Origin of the sequence: Flavobacterium sp. DG1-102-2 (assembly GCF_033042555.1) — a bacterium.
Classification (GTDB): Bacteria; Bacteroidota; Bacteroidia; order Flavobacteriales; family Flavobacteriaceae; genus Flavobacterium.
On record NZ_JAWLIK010000001.1, the window covers coordinates 635778 to 656492 of the forward strand.

At 38.2% G+C, this 20715-nt stretch carries 20 protein-coding genes; 14 read left to right on the plus strand and 6 right to left on the minus strand.

The genetic code is table 11. The annotated features are described in order from the left end of the window. Window position 1 precedes the first annotated feature (1 nt). Window positions 2-685, minus strand: a complete 684-nt coding sequence (locus R1T16_RS02800; protein WP_317499538.1) for a TIGR02117 family protein — start codon at window positions 683-685, stop codon at window positions 2-4. A 120-nt stretch (window positions 686-805) separates the two neighbouring features. Continuing rightward, window positions 806-1900, minus strand: coding sequence for a redox-regulated ATPase YchF (gene ychF, locus R1T16_RS02805; protein ID WP_317499539.1), 1095 nt, complete (start codon window positions 1898-1900; stop codon window positions 806-808). A gap of 217 nt (window positions 1901-2117) precedes the next feature. Here ychF and R1T16_RS02810 point away from each other — a divergent pair, with 217 nt between their 5' ends. Beyond that, window positions 2118-2645, plus strand: a complete 528-nt coding sequence (locus R1T16_RS02810; RefSeq protein WP_317499540.1) for a hypothetical protein — start codon at window positions 2118-2120, stop codon at window positions 2643-2645. Window positions 2646-2718: 73 nt separating this feature from the next. Here R1T16_RS02810 and R1T16_RS02815 read toward each other — a convergent pair whose 3' ends face one another. Next, window positions 2719-3072, minus strand: coding sequence for a 4Fe-4S dicluster domain-containing protein (locus tag R1T16_RS02815; RefSeq protein WP_317499541.1), 354 nt, complete (start codon window positions 3070-3072; stop codon window positions 2719-2721). Window positions 3073-3141: 69 nt separating this feature from the next. Between R1T16_RS02815 and R1T16_RS02820 the strand changes: the two genes are divergently transcribed. From R1T16_RS02820 to R1T16_RS02830, 3 genes are all read left to right on the plus strand, one after another. Continuing rightward, window positions 3142-4200: an acyl-CoA reductase gene (locus tag R1T16_RS02820; protein WP_317499542.1), complete on the plus strand. Its 1059-nt coding sequence runs from the start codon at window positions 3142-3144 to the stop codon at window positions 4198-4200. 79 nt (window positions 4201-4279) lie between these two features. After that, on the plus strand, window positions 4280-5353 hold the full coding sequence (gene serC, locus R1T16_RS02825) for a 3-phosphoserine/phosphohydroxythreonine transaminase (RefSeq protein WP_317499543.1): 1074 nt from the start codon (window positions 4280-4282) through the stop codon (window positions 5351-5353). Between the two features lie 101 nt (window positions 5354-5454). Next, a complete protein-coding gene (locus R1T16_RS02830; RefSeq protein ID WP_317499544.1) occupies window positions 5455-6420 on the plus strand; it encodes a D-2-hydroxyacid dehydrogenase in 966 nt (321 codons plus the stop codon). Window positions 6421-6513: 93 nt separating this feature from the next. On the opposite strand, the gene R1T16_RS02835 is transcribed toward R1T16_RS02830, so the two are convergent. Further along, window positions 6514-7134 carry an L-threonylcarbamoyladenylate synthase gene (locus R1T16_RS02835; RefSeq protein WP_317499545.1) on the minus strand — a complete coding sequence of 207 codons (621 nt, stop codon included), beginning with the start codon at window positions 7132-7134 and terminating at the stop codon, window positions 6514-6516. Window positions 7135-7330: 196 nt separating this feature from the next. On the opposite strand from R1T16_RS02835, the gene R1T16_RS02840 reads away from it, so the two are divergent. The 3 genes from R1T16_RS02840 to R1T16_RS02850 are packed head-to-tail and all read left to right on the plus strand — an operon-like array spanning window position 7331 to window position 11977. Beyond that, complete coding sequence (locus R1T16_RS02840; RefSeq protein WP_317499546.1) at window positions 7331-8620, plus strand: anthranilate synthase component I family protein; 1290 nt, start codon at window positions 7331-7333, stop codon at window positions 8618-8620. Continuing rightward, window positions 8575-9957, plus strand: a complete 1383-nt coding sequence (gene tilS, locus R1T16_RS02845; protein ID WP_317499547.1) for a tRNA lysidine(34) synthetase TilS — start codon at window positions 8575-8577, stop codon at window positions 9955-9957. The genes R1T16_RS02840 and tilS overlap by 46 nt, the downstream gene beginning before the upstream one ends. A 1-nt stretch (window position 9958) precedes the next feature. Continuing rightward, window positions 9959-11977 (plus strand): protein-disulfide reductase DsbD family protein, encoded by a 2019-nt coding sequence (locus R1T16_RS02850; protein WP_317499548.1) that lies wholly within the window; start codon window positions 9959-9961, stop codon window positions 11975-11977. Between the two features lie 39 nt (window positions 11978-12016). On the opposite strand, the gene R1T16_RS02855 is transcribed toward R1T16_RS02850, so the two are convergent. Together R1T16_RS02855 and R1T16_RS02860 are read right to left on the minus strand one after the other, a co-directional pair. Then, on the minus strand, window positions 12017-14353 hold the full coding sequence (locus R1T16_RS02855; protein WP_317499663.1) for an ATP-dependent helicase: 2337 nt from the start codon (window positions 14351-14353) through the stop codon (window positions 12017-12019). A gap of 49 nt (window positions 14354-14402) precedes the next feature. Then, window positions 14403-14795, minus strand: coding sequence for a DUF2809 domain-containing protein (locus R1T16_RS02860; protein ID WP_317499549.1), 393 nt, complete (start codon window positions 14793-14795; stop codon window positions 14403-14405). Between the two features lie 140 nt (window positions 14796-14935). On the opposite strand from R1T16_RS02860, the gene R1T16_RS02865 reads away from it, so the two are divergent. From R1T16_RS02865 to R1T16_RS02895, 7 genes are all read left to right on the plus strand, one after another. Next, on the plus strand, window positions 14936-15463 hold the full coding sequence (locus tag R1T16_RS02865) for a hypothetical protein (protein WP_317499550.1): 528 nt from the start codon (window positions 14936-14938) through the stop codon (window positions 15461-15463). A 184-nt stretch (window positions 15464-15647) separates the two neighbouring features. Next, window positions 15648-17537, plus strand: a complete 1890-nt coding sequence (locus tag R1T16_RS02870; protein ID WP_317499551.1) for an amidohydrolase — start codon at window positions 15648-15650, stop codon at window positions 17535-17537. Window positions 17538-17547: 10 nt separating this feature from the next. Next, the gene (locus R1T16_RS02875) at window positions 17548-17985 is read left to right on the plus strand and encodes a DoxX family protein (RefSeq protein ID WP_317499552.1); all 438 of its coding nucleotides are present in this window, start codon (window positions 17548-17550) and stop codon (window positions 17983-17985) included. A 23-nt stretch (window positions 17986-18008) separates the two neighbouring features. After that, a complete protein-coding gene (locus R1T16_RS02880) occupies window positions 18009-18671 on the plus strand; it encodes a YoaK family protein (protein ID WP_317499553.1) in 663 nt (220 codons plus the stop codon). A 221-nt stretch (window positions 18672-18892) separates the two neighbouring features. After that, window positions 18893-19840, plus strand: a complete 948-nt coding sequence (locus tag R1T16_RS02885; RefSeq protein ID WP_317499554.1) for an alpha/beta hydrolase — start codon at window positions 18893-18895, stop codon at window positions 19838-19840. A gap of 51 nt (window positions 19841-19891) precedes the next feature. Continuing rightward, window positions 19892-20209 carry a phosphoribosylpyrophosphate synthetase gene (locus R1T16_RS02890; RefSeq protein WP_317499555.1) on the plus strand — a complete coding sequence of 106 codons (318 nt, stop codon included), beginning with the start codon at window positions 19892-19894 and terminating at the stop codon, window positions 20207-20209. A 2-nt stretch (window positions 20210-20211) separates the two neighbouring features. Further along, complete coding sequence (locus R1T16_RS02895; protein ID WP_317499556.1) at window positions 20212-20688, plus strand: MaoC family dehydratase; 477 nt, start codon at window positions 20212-20214, stop codon at window positions 20686-20688. The last annotated feature ends 27 nt before the right edge of the window (window positions 20689-20715 follow it).

A 20715-nucleotide genomic window follows, 5' to 3' on the forward strand; every position in this document is an offset into this window, starting at 1 on the left:
CTTACTGATAATGATAAAAAATTCCTTTGTCATAAACCGTCCATAACGCTGCTTTCTGATGTCCTGCTTTCAGGCAGTTGTTAGCCCAGGTATTACAGGTGTAGAACAAGCTGTATTTACCGTTGGCTTCATAAAAGGCATCATATTGTCCATAACTTTGATTGGCTATGCATTGCACATGTCCGTCAGCATCAAGTGTAAAACTATCTTCAATATATTTAACCATATCCTGATAGTCCTTTTTACTGATAGTGACTTTTACGCATTCAGCATCTTCTTTTATAGTATTATAAAAACGTGTATGCATAGCCGATGTACCCAGGTAAAAAGCCGCTTTGGCAGCCGTACTGGCCTTCAAGTCGCTCCACTCAGGTGTATCAAGATAAAAGCCCTTATCGCCCCAGCCAAAAGCCACATAATACATAAGGCTGTCTTTAGATTTGGTCTGGTCGTATCGTATTTGTTTAGTCCAGTCTTTAACTTCATTCTTAACCGGAACAACAATATCTGTATGCACGCCATTTGAATTGATGTATATAGTAACATCCTCACTTTTTTCGGGCGTTGAATTTACAGTTATATGTGCCAATGCAAAAGCAGCAATTACATATACAGCCAAAAATATCAACACAGCAAGTATAAACCTGCCCGTAAATTTTAAAACCTGTCTAAGTTTTTTGTTCATAGTATAATAGCTTGGTGCCGTAAATATATACAAAACCTGAATACAGTTACATTAATAAAAAAAGCCTGTCAGAAATAATCCAACAGGCTCGTAATTCGTAATTTATAATTCGTAATTAAATTACACGTTAAACCTAAAGTGCATTACATCACCATCTTTAACAATATATTCTTTTCCTTCTACACGAAGTTTTCCTGCTTCTTTTACTTTGGCTTCTGTACCAAAATTCACATAATCATCATAAGCGATAACCTCTGCACGGATGAAACCTTTTTCAAAATCGGTGTGGATAACACCAGCTGCCTGCGGCGCAGTATCTCCAACATTTATAGTCCAAGCCCTCACTTCTTTTACGCCAGCCGTAAAATACGTTTGAAGATTTAATAATTTGTAAGCCGACCTGATAAGCGATGATGCTCCCGGCTCTGTAAGACCAAGGTCTTCAAGGAACATTTTACGTTCTTCATAAGTCTCAAGCTCTGTAATATCTGCTTCTGTGCCTACAGCAAGGAACATAACCTCTGCATTTTCGTCTTTTACAAGTTCACGAACCTGCTCCACATATTTATTACCTGTTGCAGCAGCAGACTCATCTACGTTGCAAACATATAATACAGGTTTAGTTGTAATTAATTGAAAATCTTCAAGCAAAGCAATTTCGTCATTATTTTTAGGTTCAACCGTTCTTGCCGATTTTGCCTGTAATAAAGCTTCTCTGATTCTTTCTAAAAGTGCTTCTTCAACCTGAGCCTCTTTGTTTCCGGTTTTTGCAGCTCTCTTAGTTTTCTCAAGGCGTTTTTCAACGGTCTCAAGATCTTTAAGCTGAAGCTCAATATCAATAGTTTCTTTATCACGGATAGGGTTCACACTACCGTCAACGTGAACGATATTATCATTATCAAAACATCTAAGTACATGGATAATAGCATTGCACTCCCTTATGTTACCAAGGAACTGGTTACCTAATCCTTCACCTTTACTTGCCCCTTTTACAAGGCCTGCAATATCTACAATATCTACAGTTGCCGGCTGAACACGCTCAGGCGATACAAGCTCCTCCAGTTTTTCAAGTCTTGGGTCCGGCACATTTACCACACCGATATTAGGCTCGATAGTACAAAACGGGAAGTTAGCGCTTTGTGCTTTAGCATTAGACAAACAATTAAAAAGTGTTGATTTACCAACGTTTGGCAATCCTACTATACCTGCTTTCATGAATTGGCTTTTTTTGAGGGTGCAAATATAGTTGTTTTACAACAAAGACGAAAGTCTAAAGTCGTAAACTCCAAAGTAAGGAGTATTACCCCTTATGACATTAGACTTTACTACTTTATGAGTGCTTATATTTTACCAATACTTTATGTTTTTATATGTACTTGTTTAACATCACGAAGTTAAATTTGTTTCAGTAATAATCTAAATTAACACAATTATGAAAAATATTGCAATAATCACCATGCTAGCATTGGGTTTTTCGCTAAATGCTCAGGTGAATCAAAATGTAACTAAAGAATCTAAGACAACTAAAGTTACTGTAACAGACGGTAAGACACCCAAAACGCTTACAAAAACAGAAACACGCAATGCTCAGCAAAATATTGAGCTTAAAGACGCCGATTCTAAAAAACTGAATAAGGACGTTCAGCCTACACCTGTACAAGTTAATTCAACTACCACCGTTTCAGGAGATGGTGTACCTACACAAATAAACCAGACAAGTTTTTATACGATGAATGGCGAACGTTACCAGTTTGTAACAGACGCTAATGGTTATAAAATTGCGTCACCGGGTAATGTAAACTATGGTGTACTTAGAAAAACTTCAAACAATAACTATATCTATACAACTGGAACAAGAACTTCTACCGGCTATTTTGACGCCAACGGAAATTTTGTTGTAGAAACCTATGATAAAGGAACAGATGGTGTAACTGTAGAAACCTATACTAAAACTCCATAAGAGATTCCGATTGTTATGAAAACTAAAAAATCCTGAGTTATGCTCAGGATTTTTTATGCTTTATATTTTCTAATTATTCATCTCCATGTAAAAATGCCTGCCTGTTTAAAAGCGTTTCTTCGCTTTCTACATGGTTATCATCCGGCACACAGCAGTCTACCGGGCAAACAGCAGCGCATTGTGGCTCGTCGTGGAAACCTTTACATTCGGTACATTTATCAGGTACTATATAATAGATATCGTCAGACACCGGTGTACGCGGTTCTTCAGAATCTACTTCTTCACCAGAAGGCAGTACAATTTTGCCGCGGAGGCTTGTACCATCTTTGTATCTCCAGTCATCGGCTCCTTCATATATAGCCGTATTTGGACACTCGGGCTCGCAGGCCCCGCAGTTAATACATTCGTCTGTTATAATGATTGCCATAGCGTATCTTAGTATTTAATCGTAAATTTGCAACAAAATTACACTCAAATCCATTCATACGCAAACATAATGACGTTAACGAAAAGAAAAAACGCTTTTATTGAGCTCGGAAAGTTTTTAAGCCAGTTTCATTTGGATAACAGCAGCCTGAAAGAAGAGGTGAAAAACAACGAACCTTTCTATACTCAAATGCTTGATCTCATAAAATTGTCAAGATCGCACAATGGCTGGTATACTGAAGAACAGGTGTTCTTTGCATTAGAATCCTGGGCGGAAGCATTAACCGAAGAAAATCTTGATAAATGGCTTTCTAATTATGAGTTGGACAGTGTACAAGCTAAAACCATCGGATTAGTGCTGGCAGGAAATATTCCGCTTGTTGGGTTTCATGATTTCTTATCAGTGTTAATCACAGGACATAAAGCATTGGTAAAAGCGTCGAGTAATGACCAGCATATTCTACCCTTTCTTTCCAGATATATTATAGGTATTGAACCTGAATTTGCTAATTATATAACTTTCACTGAGGGTAAACTTGAAGGTTTTGATGCCGTAATTGCTACAGGGAGTAATAATACTTCCCGTTATTTTGAATACTATTTTAAAGACAAACCTTCAATCATTCGTAAAAACAGGAATTCTGCCGCGATACTTACAGGAAATGAGTCTCGTAAAGACCTTGTAGGCCTTGGCGAAGATATATTCCGCTACTTTGGCCTGGGCTGCCGAAATGTGTCTAAGCTATTTGTACCAACCGGATATGACTTCAAAGATTTCTTTGAAGCTATATTTGAGTATCGTGACGTAATACATTATGATAAATATGCCAATAACTACGATTACAATAAGGCGGTTTTCCTGATGAGTAATTTCAAACTGTTGGATAACGAATTCCTTACTATAAAAGAAGATACAGGTTATGCCTCCCCTATTTCAAGCGTATTTTATGAATATTATGACAGTTTAGATACGCTGAAACATAAAATCGGGACGGAAAAAGATCAGCTTCAATGCGTTGTAAGCAACAGCTTGACAGAAGACAGTATACCTTTTGGACAGACGCAAAAACCAGGTTTGTTAGATTATGCCGATAATATTGACACTATCGCATTTTTATCAAAAATTTAGCCTGCTTTTTTATATTATTTTCAGTTGTTATTCGGGCTTTAATTAAGAAATTTGCATTTCCAAAATTCATCATCATTCAATGAAAAAACATAATTTCAGCGCAGGTCCATCTATCCTGCCACAGGAAGTATTCGATAAAGCTGCACAAGCAGTATTAAATTTCAACGATTCAGGCCTTTCGCTGCTTGAAATTTCGCACCGAAGCAAAGACTTTGTGGCTGTGATGGAAGATGCCCGTGCACTTGCTTTAGAGCTTTTAGGACTTACAGGCAAAGGTTATCAGGCGCTTTTTCTTTCGGGAGGTGCAAGCCTAGAATTCTTGAGGGTACCATACAACCTGATGACCCTACACGGTAAAGCCGCTTACCTTGATACAGGAACGTGGGCAGCAGGAGCTATCAAAGAAGCGAAACAATTTGGCGACACCCTTATTATAGGATCTTCTAAAGCTGATAATTATTCCTATATACCGAAAGAATTCACCATACCTGCTGATGCAGATTATTTTCACTGCACCAGCAACAACACTATCTTTGGTACACAAATGCACAGTTTCCCTGAAACAAATATCCCGGTAGTATGCGATATGAGTTCAGATATTTTTTCGCGTCAGCTGGATTTCTCTAAATTTGACCTTATATATGCTGGCGCACAAAAAAACATGGGTCCAGCAGGAACTACACTTATCGTTGTAAAAGAAGAAATACTTGGAAAAACGGGAAGACAGACACCTAATATACTTGATTACAAACAGCATATTGATAAAGAGAGCATGTACAATACACCATCGGTGTTCGCTATATACACTTCTTACTTAACATTACAATGGCTTAAGAATAATGGTGGCGTTGCAGCTATGGAAAAAAAGAACGATGCAAAAGCAGCCCTTCTTTATGCTGAAATAGACCGTAACCCTTTATTCAAAGGTACAGCAAACGCAGAAGACCGTTCTAAAATGAATGTTACTTTCCTTCTTAACAATGAAGCATATGCAGAACAGTTCGACAAACTTTGGAAATCTAAAGGCATCAGCGGACTTCCGGGGCATCGTTCAGTAGGCGGATACCGTGCATCAATCTATAACGCAATGCCAATTGAAAGTGTTCAGGTATTGGTAAATGCAATGCAGGAGCTGGAGAAAAGTATTCAGTAAGCAAGTCGCAATTGGCAGAAATTTTCTTTCTGCTGAAATCGTATTTTATAAAATCAGATTGAAATTCAAAACTTTCAGTCATCAAATTTTAAATAAACAAAATGAAAGTATTAGCAAATGACGGTATTTCTAAAAGTGGCATCGCTGCCCTTGAAGAAGGCGGATTTGAAGTTATAACAACCAAAGTTGCACAGGAACAGGTAGCCAACTATATAAATACCAACAATGTTAGCGTACTGCTTGTACGTAGCGCTACTAAAGTACGTAAAGACATTATAGATGCCTGCCCTGGCCTTAAGATTGTTGGTCGTGGCGGCGTAGGTATGGATAATATTGACGTGGAATATGCCCGTGAAAAAGGGGTACATGTTATAAACACACCGGCATCTTCATCTGATTCTGTTGCTGAACTTGTTTTTGCACACCTTTTTAGCGGCGTACGTTTTTTATATGATGCAAACCGAAATATGCCGCTTGAAGGCGAAACCAATTTCGAAGGTCTTAAAAAGGCGTATGCAAACGGTATTGAGCTTCGTGGAAAAACGTTGGGTATCATTGGGTTTGGCCGTATAGGACGTTCGGTAGCAAGGATTGCGCTTGGTTTGGGAATGCGTGTTATCGCTTCTGATAAATTTGTTGGAAATGCAGAAATCAGGGTAGATTTTTATAACGGTCAATTCATAAACGTTGATATTGTTACTGAACCTATTGAAGATATCTATAAGCACGCCGACTTTATTACACTTCACGTTCCTGCACAGGAAGGTGGTTATGTAATAGGCAAAGCAGAACTTGATGCCATGAAAGATGGTGTAGGCATCGTTAACGCCTCACGTGGAGGTGTTATTGACGAAGTCGCCTTGGTAGATGCACTTGATTCCGGTAAGGTAGGTTTCGCAGGACTTGACGTTTTTGAAGAAGAACCAACTCCGGCTATACCCGTATTAATGAACCCTAAAGTATCACTTACACCGCACATCGGTGCTGCAACACTTGAAGCCCAGGACCGTATTGGCACTGAACTGGCTGAACAGATCATCAGTTTACTAAAGACAGAGAATTCATAAACTAATTCTTTATATAAAATTAAAGCTCCCAATGGGAGCTTTTTTTGTTGTATACGTTTCTTCACGGCATTCGTACGCACTAACCTTCGCCCGTTAAAATATATCAATATCCCCTTTACCTTCCCTTATCACTACAGGTTCATCACCTGAAAGGTCAATTATGGTAGAAGCTGTATTATCGCCATAACCGCCATCTATAACAGCATCTACAAGGTTTTGCCATTTTTCGAAGATCAGTTCAGGATCGGTAGAATATTCAAGCACTTCATCTTCATCATAAATAGAGGTTGAGACAATTGGATTGCCTAACTGACGAACTATTTCAAGTGCAATATTATTATCGGGTACACGAATTCCTACTGTGGTTTTCTTTTTAAATTCCTTTGGCAAATTATTATTCCCCGGTAGAATAAAGGTATAAGGCCCAGGCAACGATCGTTTAAGTATCTTAAAAGTTGAAGTGTCAATCTGTTTAACGTAGTCTGATATATTACTCAGGTTGCTACACACAAAAGAAAAATTTGCCTTTTCAAGCTTTATACCTTTAATCCTCGCAATACGCTCTAATGCTTTGCTGTTGGTAATATCGCACCCGAGGCCGTAAACAGTATCGGTTGGGTATATGATAATTCCCCCGTCACGAAGAATCTTTACAACACGGGCAATTTCTTTTTCGTTAGGATTTTCAGGATATATTTTAATAAATTGAGACATGGCTCTGTAGTTTGTTATTTTTTAAATTTAATGGTTAAAGTTAACTATTCTGTATGAATAGTTACGTTAAAGCAAATATAAGATTTGTAAACACAGTTCATAAAATCAATGAGATTTAACGCAATAGCAGTTAAGCATTATCGTCACTTTGTAGTTACGTGTAATGTATGTACTTTTGATTGTTTAAATATTTCACGTGAGAACTTACCAAACAGTTACTGTAAATAATACCAATCAATATAAAAAGCAATTATTAGGCTGGGCACAGCAGTTTCGCGAAGTTGTGTTTTTTGACAGTAACAACTATCAGCAGCTATACACTTCGTACGACGCTGTACTTGCTGTCGATGCTTTTACCTCTGTAAAAACTGATTTTCACAACTCATTTGACGAGCTTAAAATCTATCAGCAGACTACCAAAGACTGGATATTTGGGTATTTATCCTATGATTTAAAAAATGACACGGAAGATCTTAAATCTGATAATTTTGACGGTTTACAATTTCCCGACCTGTTCTTTTTTCAGCCAAAAAAAATATTTTTACTAAAGGGTAATCAACTGGAAATTCAGTATCTGAATCTTTGCGATGACGAGATTGAAGATGACCTGAAAACAATTGCCGGTTATTGTAAACAGGAAACTGTAAAGGGACAACCATTATACATTAAGCAAAGAATTTCGAAAGAAAGCTACCTTAAAAAGGCAAAGGATATGCTGGGTCACATACATAGAGGAGATATTTATGAGGCCAATTTTTGCATGGAGTTTTATACCGAAAATTCAGGAATAGATCCATTTGAAACATACGCTAGCCTGAATGCAATATCCGAACCTCCATTTGCGGTGTTCTTTAAAAATTACAAACAATATCTCTTATCCGCATCACCAGAACGTTATATACGTAAAGAAGGTACCAAGATTATTTCGCAGCCAATTAAAGGAACTGCAAGACGAAGCGATACTGTTGATGAAGACAAAACAATACAAAAAGAACTTTCATTAAACGAAAAGGAACGTTCAGAAAATATAATGATTGTTGACCTTGTACGTAATGATCTTTCCCGTACCGCAACTAAAGGATCTGTCAATGTAGAAGAACTCTGCGGCGCTTATGCCTTTAAGCAGGTGCACCATCTTATTTCAACAGTGATTTCAGAAATTGAAGATAGCACTTCTCCTGTTGATGTGATAAGAACGACATTTCCCATGGGTAGTATGACAGGTGCACCGAAAATATCTGCCATGCACATTATTGAAAAACTTGAAGAAACAAAGCGAGGGCTTTACAGCGGAGCAGTAGGCTATTTTACGCCACAAGGCGATTTCGATTTTAATGTTGTTATCCGCAGTATTTTATATAATGAGGCAAACAACTATGTATCTTTTTCTGTAGGCAGTGCTATTACCTCAAAGGCGATCCCTGAACAGGAATATGAAGAATGCCTTTTAAAGGCGAAGGCAATGCGCAGTGTTTTGGAGAATTAAGTCCGCTAATTTCATTAACTTTGAATATGCTTTCAGAACTCAAAACACATTTAGAAAACAATCTCCCTTTTCTAAGAAACAAAAAGCTGCTTGTCGCCGTTAGCGGTGGTATAGACAGCATGGTTATATTACATCTTTTAGCGCAACTTAATTACGATATAACTATCGCGCACTGCAATTTTAATTTAAGAGGAAAAGAAAGTGATGGTGACGAGGGATTCGTTAGAGACTACGCCAAAAAAAATAAAATAAAAATATTTGTTACGAGCTTTGATACTAAATCTTTCGCATCAGACAATAAGTTATCCATTCAGGTTGCCGCAAGACAGTTACGGTATTTATGGTTCAATGAATTGTTAGATGACAACGGTTTTGATTATCTCATTACAGCACACCATCTTGATGACACTATTGAAACCTTCCTGATAAATTTTATTCGTGGCACAGGAATAGAGGGACTAACAGGAATTCCACTACAAAATGAAAGGATTACTCGTCCATTACTTAATTTTACACGTGTTCAGATTGAGACTTATGCAAAAAGACATGACATTGCATGGCGGGAAGATAGCAGCAATTCGTCAACCAAGTACTTGCGTAATAAACTGCGTCATGAAATAGTTCCACAATTAAAAGACCTCAATCCGGCATTTGCCGATGCTTTCCTTCAAACAATTCAAAACCTGAAACAAACAGCATCGCTTGCACACGATGCTGCCATAGTGATTTACCAACAGGTAGTAGCCGAAAAAGAAGGACAAAAGCATATTGACGTTAACCAATTATTACGCCTGCCTAATTATAAGGCATACCTATACCAATGGCTAAATCCGTTTGGGTTTACCGCCTGGGAAGATATTTATGCCTTGACAGAAGCACAACCGGGAAAACAGGTCCTGTCAGCCGGATACAGGATTTTAAAAGACCGCGATGTATTGATACTTGAGCCCATAAAATCGGTTGACAGAAAAATCTATGAAATTAGTGAAGGTGTCACTTCGGTTTCTGAGCCATTATCAATTAAATTAGAATTTACGACCGAAATATCAGTAGAATCAACAAAAAATGTAATTTTTGTTAATAATAACTTAATAAATTTCCCTTTATTTGTGCGGAAATGGCAGGAGGGTGATTATTTTTGTCCTCATGGCATGAAGGGGCTTAAAAAAAAGGTTTCCAAATATTTTAAAGACGAAAAAATGTCTTTGTCAGATAAGGAAAATACCTGGATTTTATGCTCGGGAAATGAAATAATCTGGATCATTGGCAGGCGTGCTGATGATCGTTTTAAAGTACGCAATACAACAGACACAATATTAAAAATAGAAGTTTTATAAAATGAAAAAAGCCTCTTTATTATTCTTTTTTTTATTTGCTTTTTTAACGCTTCAGGCACAGCCGGGAGCAGGTGTTATCGAACCGGTTAAATGGACCTCAAAAATTGAAAAGAAATCAGATACAGAATTTATTCTAATATTTAATGCCACAATTGAAGACAAATGGCATATGTATTCTCAATTTACCGATGAAAATGGTGCGCTTCCTATGGAAGTTATTTTCAATAACAATAAGGGTAACTTTGAAGCTGTGGGAAAAGCTGAGGAAAGCAAAACCGAAAAAGCTTTCAATGAAACTTTTGGGGTAGATGAAACTTTCTGGAGCCACAATGCCCAGCTAAAGCAGACAGTAAAGATTACCAATTCTTCTAATACGATTCTTCAGGTAGAACTTGCTTATCAGGTTTGTAAAGAAGTATGTATCCAGGGCGATAAGCTTTTCCAATTTGATACTAAAGCACTAACAGCTACTGAGGTAACTAATTTTGAAGACATTAAAACTACAGCAGCAGGGACAGAAAAAAAAAAAGAAGCTGAAGCTGTAGCGACTCCTAAAGAAAATGATAAGTCCGGTGAGGATAAAACAAACCCATGGACTATATTTTTAGGCACATTGCTGGCGGGTATATTTGTAACATTTACACCCTGCGTTTTCCCTATGATTCCAATGACTGTGAGTTTTTTTATTAAACAAAACAGTGGTAATCAAGCTAAAGGAAAATTCAATGCTGTATTCTATGGCTTTTGCATCATATTAATATATGTTTTACTATCAATCCCATTTCATATATTTGAAGGGCTTGATGGTAATATTTTCGCCGATATTTCTACAAATGTTTATCTAAATCTTTTCTTTTTTATAGTATTTGTAGTTTTCGCTATTTCGTTTCTTGGAGCATTCGAAATTACTATTCCAAGTAGCCTTGCAAATAAAGCTGATAACGCTTCAAATTCAGGGGGCCTTATAGGAATTTTTTTTATGGCCCTAACGCTTATTATAGTATCATTTTCATGTACTGGACCTGCACTAGGATTTGTTTTTGGAACTGTTCTCTCTTCTGACGGAGGAGCACTTTTAGTTTCACTCGCGATGTTTGGCTTCGGTTTGGGCTTATCTATGCCATTTATGTTTTTCGCATTATTTCCGAGCTTAATGGGCAATCTTCCGAAATCTGGAGGATGGCTTAATACCGTAAAAGTTGTTTTCGGTTTTATTGAACTTGCTTTAGCTTTCAAATTTTTGTCAAATGCAGACCTTGTATTACAATTACATTGGTTGGAAAGAGAAATTTTCTTAGCTATATGGATTGCTATTTTTGCTGCATTGACATTATACTTATTTGGTAAATTTTCAACACCTCATGATTCGCCCGTTCCTTTTCTTTCAGTGGGCAGAACTTTATTAGCTGTACTGGCATTTACTTTTACAGTTTATTTAATACCAGGTCTTTGGGGAGCACCTCTAAAGCTTCTTAGCGGAATAACACCTCCGTTAAATTACAGTGAAGCACCATTTGGTTTCGGAGGTGGAGGTAATAGTCCTTCAGCAGCGGATTCGTTCAAATTGCCGGACGGAGCAGCTCCCGCAGTACACGGTATTATTGCTTTTGAAGATTATGAAAAAGGGTTGGCTTACGCCAAAGAAGTAAACAAACCCGTTCTTTTAGACTTCACTGGACGTGCTTGCGTAAATTGTCGAAAAATGGAAGAATCTGTGTGGTCTGATCCAGCAGTTCTGACAATTCTTAAAAACGATGTGGTTCTGATTTCCCTATATGGCGATGAACAAAAAGACTTACCTGAAAGCGAGCAATTTGTTTCTAAATATTCAGGCAGAAAAATAACTACTGTTGGTAAGAAATGGAGTGATTTCCAATTAGGAAGATATAATTCAAACGCAAGACCTTATTATGTACTTATGGGGCTTGACGAAAAAAATCTTAATGAGCCGGTGGCGTACACTCCAGACATTGAAGAATATCTAACATGGCTGACTACCGGCATTGCCAACTTCAAATAGTAAAAAATTAGGCTGTCTAGATTTAGACAGCCTAATTTTTTATTCTAATATATCCAGTCTTGCAAACCTGAGCAGCAGTTTTTTGATACCTCCTACTTCAAAGTGAATCTCAGCTTTCTTATCGGCACCTACTCCTTCAAGGTTTAGAACTTTACCTTTACCAAAACGTTCGTGCATAACTATATTGCCAGCAACAAGCTTCGTATCGGGCATTGCAGGCCCTGATTGTGCCGGAGCATTACATGACATTGGCTTAAGCTTACGTATCGGCATATCATGTTTTGGATCACTATCCGTTACCCATTTAGGCGGCGCTGAACTTACAGGTTTGTTTAATCGCAATTTTGATTTATCTGCATCGCCAAAAATATCGGCGTTAATCATTGGCTTATAGCGATAGTTTGTTTCAGCCGGTGTTAAATATTCAAGATATTTATCGGTGATCTCTTCAATAAAACGTGATGGTTCGCTGTCTACCAGCTTACCCCAACGATAACGCGACTGAGCATACGTCAAGTAAGCCTGATGTTCTGCACGGGTAAGTGCTACATAAAACAGCCTCCTCTCCTCTTCCAGTTCGCTTCGCGTATTCATGCTCATAGCACTTGGAAAAAGATCTTCTTCCATACCGACCACAAATACATGCGGAAACTCAAGCCCTTTTGCAAGGTGAATGGTCATCAATGCTACACGGTCGTCATCTCCTGTGTCATTATCAAGGTCTGTAGCCAGGGCAACATCTTCAAGAAATTCTGAAAGTGCACCGCGAGCCCCGTCTACTTCTTTCTGCCCTTCTATAAAGTCCCTTATACCACTTAATAATTGTTCAATATTTTCTATACGTGCAATACCTTCTGGCGTAGCATCTTTTTTAAGCTCCTGAATTAGCCCTGTTTTTTTGGCAACGTGATCTGACAGGTAGAAAGCATCCTGCGTTTCATTGATCACCTGAAAGCTTTTAATCATCGTTACAAAATCCGATAGCTTATTTTTAGTACCTCCCGTAAGCTTAAGATCTATACGGTCAATGTTTTCCATGACCTCAAAAATGGAGCGGCCGTAATGATTTGCAGCAACGGTAAGTTTTTCAATTGTGCTGCCACCAATACCTCTTGCAGGATAGTTGATGACACGCATAAGTGCTTCTTCATCCTTAGGGTTAATAACTAACCTTAGATATGATAAAACATCTTTAATCTCTTTCCGTTGGTAAAAAGAAAGTCCTCCGTAAATGCGGTACGGTATATCACGCTTACGCAAAGCATCCTCCATAGCACGTGATTGTGCATTGGTACGATATAGAATCGCAAACTTATTATTAGTAAGCTGATTCTGCATTTTTTCTTCAAAAATAGTGCTGGCTACAAAACGGCCTTCCTCGCCATCAGTAAGGCTACGGTGCACTTTAATTTTTGGCCCGTCATCGTTAGATGTCCAGACCACCTTATCAAGTTTCGTCTTATTATGATCTATGATAGCATTTGCAGCCTCAACAATGTTTCGGCTTGAACGATAGTTTTGCTCAAGGCGGTACATCTGTACATTCTCGTAATCCTTCTGGAAGTTAAGGATGTTATTAATGTTTGCCCCCCTAAAGGCATAGATACTCTGGGCATCATCGCCTACCACACAGATATTCTGAAAGCGGTCTGACAACGCACGCACAATTAGATATTGTGAGTGATTGGTATCCTGGTACTCATCTACCAATATGTAACGGAAACGATCCTGGTATTTCATTAATACATCAGGAAAACGTGTAAGTAATTCATTGGTGCGAAGCAAAAGGTCATCAAAGTCCATAGCACCGGCTTTAAAACAGCGGTCTACATAAGCCTCATAAATTTCTCCAAGACGTGGCTTTTTAGACATAGCATCAGCCTCCTGGAGTTCAGGGTCGTTATAATATGCTTTAACGGTTATAAGACTATTTTTATAAGTAGATATTCGGCCTAACACCTGTTTAGGTTTGTATACATCCTTATCCAGCTGCTTTTCTTTTATGATTGAGCTGATAAGGCGCACGCTATCCTGAGAATCGTAGATACTAAAATTAGAAGGATAACCCAATTTATCGGCTTCAAAACGTAATATCTTTGCAAATATGGAGTGAAACGTTCCCATCCATAAATTCTTAGCTTCAGAATTACCTACGATATCTGCAATACGTTTTTTCATTTCTTTTGCCGCCTTATTAGTAAAGGTTAACGAAAGTATATTAAACGCATCTACTCCTTGGCTCATCAGGTAAGCAATACGAAGGGTTAACACCCTTGTTTTTCCCGAACCCGCTCCGGCAATCACGATCATCGGACCGTCTTTTTGAAGTGTCGGTGCCTTTTGGGCATCATTTAACTGGCCTATATAATTTAGAATATCCATTTTTGCAATTTACAACGCAAAAATAGCGATTTTAAGCGAGATTCTATCGGGCTGTAGTTGGTTTGAAAAGCATAAATTTTTCAAAAATAAAAGCAACGCTAACTCCTATTGTGTAGGCCAGTAAATCGCTCCACAGAAAACCGGAACCTAATACCAGCCTGCCCGGAAACGTGCCACGGATACTATTTATCCAATCTGCCCGATAAAGCTGTAAGAACTCAATACAAAAACAAACGGCTAAGGCAAGAATGGCCCTGTAACGAATAACATTTTCTATCGTTATAAAACTGATAATGTAATACATCATGAAAGCATAAAGTATATCGCCCAAATATAGGTTTACAATATCAGGAAACCACTGCCGCTTAACCCTTACAAAAAGACCCAAAGCGATTGTAATTATAATGATGATACAGTAAATAATTCGCTTCTTCATAAAGGAGATGTGTTAATGTGCCAAATATAATTGCAAATTATTTGAATAGCATAACCGGGAAAAAACATTATTCCTTATTTTCGCTTTTGCAATTCATAAGCCTGCATGGCGTTATATCTTAAACACACAAACTATTTACAATGATAGACAAAATTATAGAAGTTGCTGCTTATACACTTCCCTCTCTAATTACCGGAGGAGTAGCGTATTACTTTTTTAGCATGCATACAAAAAATGAGGAAGGCCGCCGCCGTTATCTTATACATAAAGAGGCACAAAAAAATGCGCTCCCGTTACGACTACAGGCTTATGAAAGACTTACACTTTTCATGGAAAGAATAAATCCTACCAAGCTGCTTATTCGTATTACGCCACAATCGTCTAACAAGAGTGACTATGAAGATTATCTAACTTCTCAGATAGAAGTGGAATTTGAACACAACCTGTCGCAGCAAATTTATATATCTGGTGAAAGCTGGGATATAGTTACAACTGCAAAAAATGCTACAATACAAATGGTACGTAAAACAAGTGCCGATCCATCTATCGCAACTGCACAGGATTTGCGTGAAACTATTCTGAAAAATCTGTTTGACAAACAAACGCCAAGCAGCGTTGCCATCGCCCACCTTAAGAATGAAGTGTCGGGTTTATGGAGCGAAGCATAAGTTTAAAATACATACAATTTATAAAGGCCGGAAATTCTCCGGCCTTTATATTCTTTATCAATCATCTCAAAATTAACGGTATATCGTAGATTGAATTTGAAACCTATAGTTGTAAAATTCTAAAAATAAGACATTTACTACTATGGCAGCAAAATAGCTGAAGTATGGACAAAAATCTATACTTATGAAAGCTGATCTTATACTCTACAACGGAAAAGTACACAGTTTTAATGCTACACATAAAGATGCAACAGCAGTTGCAATCAAAGATGGAAAATTTATTGCCATAGGCAGCGACAGCGATATATTATCCCTATCTAATGATGCAGATAAAATTATAGACCTTAAACAAAGGCGCGTTATACCCGGCATCAACGATTCTCATATTCATTTAATACGGGGCGGACTTAATTATAACCTTGAACTCCGCTGGGACGGTGTTCCTTCTTTAGCAGATGCCTTAAGAATGCTGAAAGAACAGGTAGACCGTACACCCTCTCCGCAGTGGGCTCGTGTTGTGGGCGGATGGACTGAGTTCCAGTTTGCCGAGAGACGAATGCCTACTCTTGAAGAAATAAATACAATAGCCCCAGATACTCCTGTATTTATACTGCATCTCTATGACAGGGCCCTGATGAATGCTGCTGCTCTGAGAGCTGTAGGCTACGCTAAAAACACTCCCGCACCCCCAGGGGGAAACTTACAAAGGGATAGCAAAGGAAATCCAACAGGACTTATTATTGCTACACCAAATGCCATGATTTTGTATTCTACCCTTGCTAAAGCTCCAACACTTCCTTACAAACAGCAGGTGAATTCTACCAGGCATTTTATGAAAGAACTGAACCGACTTGGTATAACAAGCGTAATTGATGCCGGAGGAGGGTTTCAGAATTTTCCGGATGACTATAAAGTCATAAGTGATTTGAATGAACAAAAACAGTTAACAGTAAGGATTGCATACAATCTGTTTACACAGCGCCCTAAAAATGAACTGGAAGATTTTCAGAATTGGATTGATAGTGTAGAACTACATCAGGGAAATGATATGTACAGGCATAATGGCGCGGGTGAAATGCTGGTGTTTTCTGCTGCCGATTTTGAAGATTTCCTTCAGCCAAGACCAGATCTGCCCGAAAACATGGAAGCCGAACTGGAAAAAGTAGTACGATTGCTTGTCGCAAACAGGTGGCCTTTCAGGCTGCACGCAACATACAATGAAAGTATAACCCGCTTTTTAAATGTTTTTGAAAAAGTTAACAGAGATATACCTTTTAATGGCCTTACATGGATCTTTGACCATGCAGAAACTATTGACGAACGCAATATAGAAAGAGTAAGAGCCCTTGGTGGCGGCATCGCAATACAAAGCAGGATGGCATATCAGGGAGAGTACTTTACTGACAGATACGGATCAGTAGCAGCAGAGAATACTCCTCCTATAAAAACGATGCTTGAAATGGGTGTTCCTGTAGGTGGAGGATCTGATGCTACAAGGGTAAGCAGTTATAATCCGTGGGTTTCGCTTTATTGGCTTACAACAGGTAAAACTGTGGGTGGTCTGCAAATTTATGACAAGTCAAGGCTTGATCGTGAAACTGCACTTCAACTGTATACTCAGGGCAGCGCGTGGTTTTCTCAGGAACAACATAAAAAAGGAGATATCGCAGTAGGCATGCTTGCCGATCTTGTGGTACTGGATAGCGACTATTTTACTGTGGACGGACAAAAGATTAAAGATATTAAAGCCGAAATGACTATAGTTGACGGGAAGATAGTTTATGCTAAAGGAAACTTCACGACTTACTCCCCTCCTTCTATCCCAATACTCCCTGACTGGTCACCCAGCAACATTTATAATGGCTATTACAGCCCTGAACAACACAATAACCATTTGCATACAACAAGAACTGTCGGCAACGGAAAATCCGAGACAGCAAATAGTATACATAATTGCAGTGGTAGCTGTAATGTGCATGCCCATAACCACAACAGCGCGAGAATGAGTACTATTCCTTTAAATAATTATACTGCATTTTGGGGTGCTTTAGGCTGCTCATGCTTTGCTTTTTAAATTTTAAAAAATGATGGAACTAATTAAATCAATACTCACTTCTGATTTAGGAAGTGACTTTAACAATATAGCATTTTTGTTATTCAGGATTTTACTGGCACTGGAGCTTTTCAGGGTGCATGGTATGAAAAAGTTCAGAGTGCAGAATGGTAAACGGGAACATATACCTAACCCGTTACACTTACCTGAAAAACTGAATAGATTTGCAGCTGCTTTTTCGGATACTGTTGTTCCTTTCCTAATCATGAGCGGATTCGCTACCAGATTGGTCGTACTCCCTACAATCGGCGTCACGTCTATAGGCTATTTTATAGTGCACCGAAACGATTCTGTTGAAGTGCGCGATGTGCCATATATGTATACACTGAGCCTGCTTTTAATTTTATGCATGGGCGCCGGCACCTATTCGGCAGACAATTATCTATTACAATTACTCACACAACAATAATCAGACGCTAACTTAAAGTATATATGGATCAGCAAAAAAACATTAATGTAGTTACCCTCATGCTTACTGCCGTAGCCGGCTATTGCGATACAGTAACATTTGTATCGGGTGATACTATTTTTTCCGCACATGTTACCGGCAACTTTATAGTATTTGCTTATCAGATGGTAAGCGGTGGCAGCATAGATGCATGGATTAAACTAATAACATTCCCTGTATTTATAATAGCGGTAATAACGGGGGGATGGATGGCTTCAAGATCAAAACAAGACAACAAGATTCTCCTGTTTGAAGCAATACTGCTTATTGCAGCGGGAATACTCTCAGTATTCTTTTATATAAAAGGAGATGAAAAAATTGTTATGTATGCGGTAGTAATGCTTGTTGTTTTTGCATTAGGACTTCAAAACGCATTTGGTAAATTATTCAGTAAAGCTACTCACGGTCCTACTACCATGATGACAGGAAATGTTACACAAGCATCACTAGACATTGGCACACTAATTACAAATAAATTTAAAGGCACAGATGCACTGATAAGCTTTAAGAAACAACTTATAACTATTTCCGGCTTTTTAGCAGGCTGTGTTTCAGGGGCATTTGCAGGCATGCAATTTGGACTTGCGGCCGTGTTGTTAGCTGGTATATCAATGTTATTTTGTTACATACTATCCTGCAGGGAATAACATAGACCCTTATCACTTTTAAAGTCAGCCGCGTCGGCTGACTTTTTTATTTACAAAACCTTATGTGTTTTACAAAAGCTTAGACAGCACTATCAAATAGACGATATATCGTAAATAAGAAATTGTGACCACAACAATAAACATTTGATTATCAAAAAGTTACACCTAAGGCATGTCGTTTGGCTATTACTATTTATTATAAATCCATAAAACATTTAATTATGAAAACGAAGTACTCTATTTGCGCAGCAGCCATTGGCTTACTCACTCTGGCAACGGTTTCCTGTAACAAAGAAGCAAAAACTGAGACTACAATTACCAACAATGCCTCAACTAAACAAGAAACGGCAGCGAGAGCAGAGTACATTGAAGTTGAACCAAATGTAAGACTTCATGTGACTGACCTTGGTGAAGGTAAACCTGTTATACTAATACACGGTTATCCATTAAGCGATGCTAGCTGGGAATATCAATACCCAGCGTTAATTAAAGCGGGATACAGGGTTATAGGCATAACACTAAGAGGATTTGGACAATCTGATAAACCATACGGCAAATACAATTATGACCAGTTTGCAGATGATATTAAAGTTGTGCTTGATAAACTGAATATAGAAGATGCTGCATTAGGAGGTCACTCTATGGGTGGAGCAATTGCACTACATTATGCCGCAAAATATAATGGTGCCCATCTAAGCAAGCTGGCATTATTTTCGGCCGCAGCTCCATGTCATACCAAAAAAACTGACTATCCTTATCCTTTCTTTACAAAAGAAGATATAAACCAATGGATAGAACTTAACAATACTAACAGGCCTGCATTGTTAGCTGCTGTTGGTGCACGTTTCACACTTACACCTACATCTGTACCAGCAGGTATAGGAGCATGGCTGGGCAATATAGAAATGCAGTCATCGTCATACGCAATGGAGCACGCTCTTATCGCATTACGCGATGAAGACTTAAGAGGTGATCTTCCAAAAATTAAAATACCTACACTTATCCTTCATGCTAAACAAGATAATATAGTAGCCTATGCACTTGCTGAAGAAATGAATAAAGGCATAGCTGGTTCTGTACTTGTGCCCTTTGAAAAAAGCGGGCATGCATCGTTTATTGAAGAAAGAGAAAAATTCAACGATGAACTTATAAAATTCTTAAAAAAATAAATTTAGAAATCATGCCTGTAGTTTACAACTACAGGCTTTACATTTTATTCTATGACAATAAATAATCAACCATCATTTGATACAGTTACTGAAGCGCTTCAATGGCTCAACCAACAGGGTTTCAGCCATGACTTTAATCTAGATGAAGACTGCCTGCGTTTTGATAATAACTCTCAGTCAATGTCTCCCAATGAATTTTCTATAGAATATGTTTTTCGTTTTGAAGGCGATACAGACCCTGGAGATGAAGATATAGTTTATGGAATTACATCTGATGTGTATAACATTAAGGGCGTGCTTACCAGTGCCTTTGGCATATATGCTGACAGCCTGTCTTCAGAAATGATAAAAAAACTTTCAACACATTAATCATGGAAAATAAAGTTAATTTCTACAAAGAAGACTTTGCTATTGTTGCTCCACGCACCTTTAAAGAATTACAGATAGGCGAAATATTCCGTGCACCAAGCAGAACCCTTACTGATGCACATGCATCTGCCTTTCAGGCGGTGTCGGCAGACAATCACCCTATTCATTATGATGTGGAATATGCGCAACGATACGGGCATACCGCCCCTGTTGTACATGGGCTGCAGGTACTGGCTTTTACAGCTCCGGGAGCGACGTTGTTCCCCCACTACATCGGTCACGTTTTTATAGCATTTACATCACTTTCTTGTGACTTTTTAAAGGAGGTACATTCAGGAGATACGCTATATCCGTCAATAGAGATCATTGAACTTATAGATAATGGAAACACGGGAACTGTAGTTACACGCGCAACAGTATATAACCAGAACAACGAATTAGTTTTACAGGGAGAACACAGGTATCTCCTTAAAAATTAGTAATTTAATATCCGTAAAAATTCATTA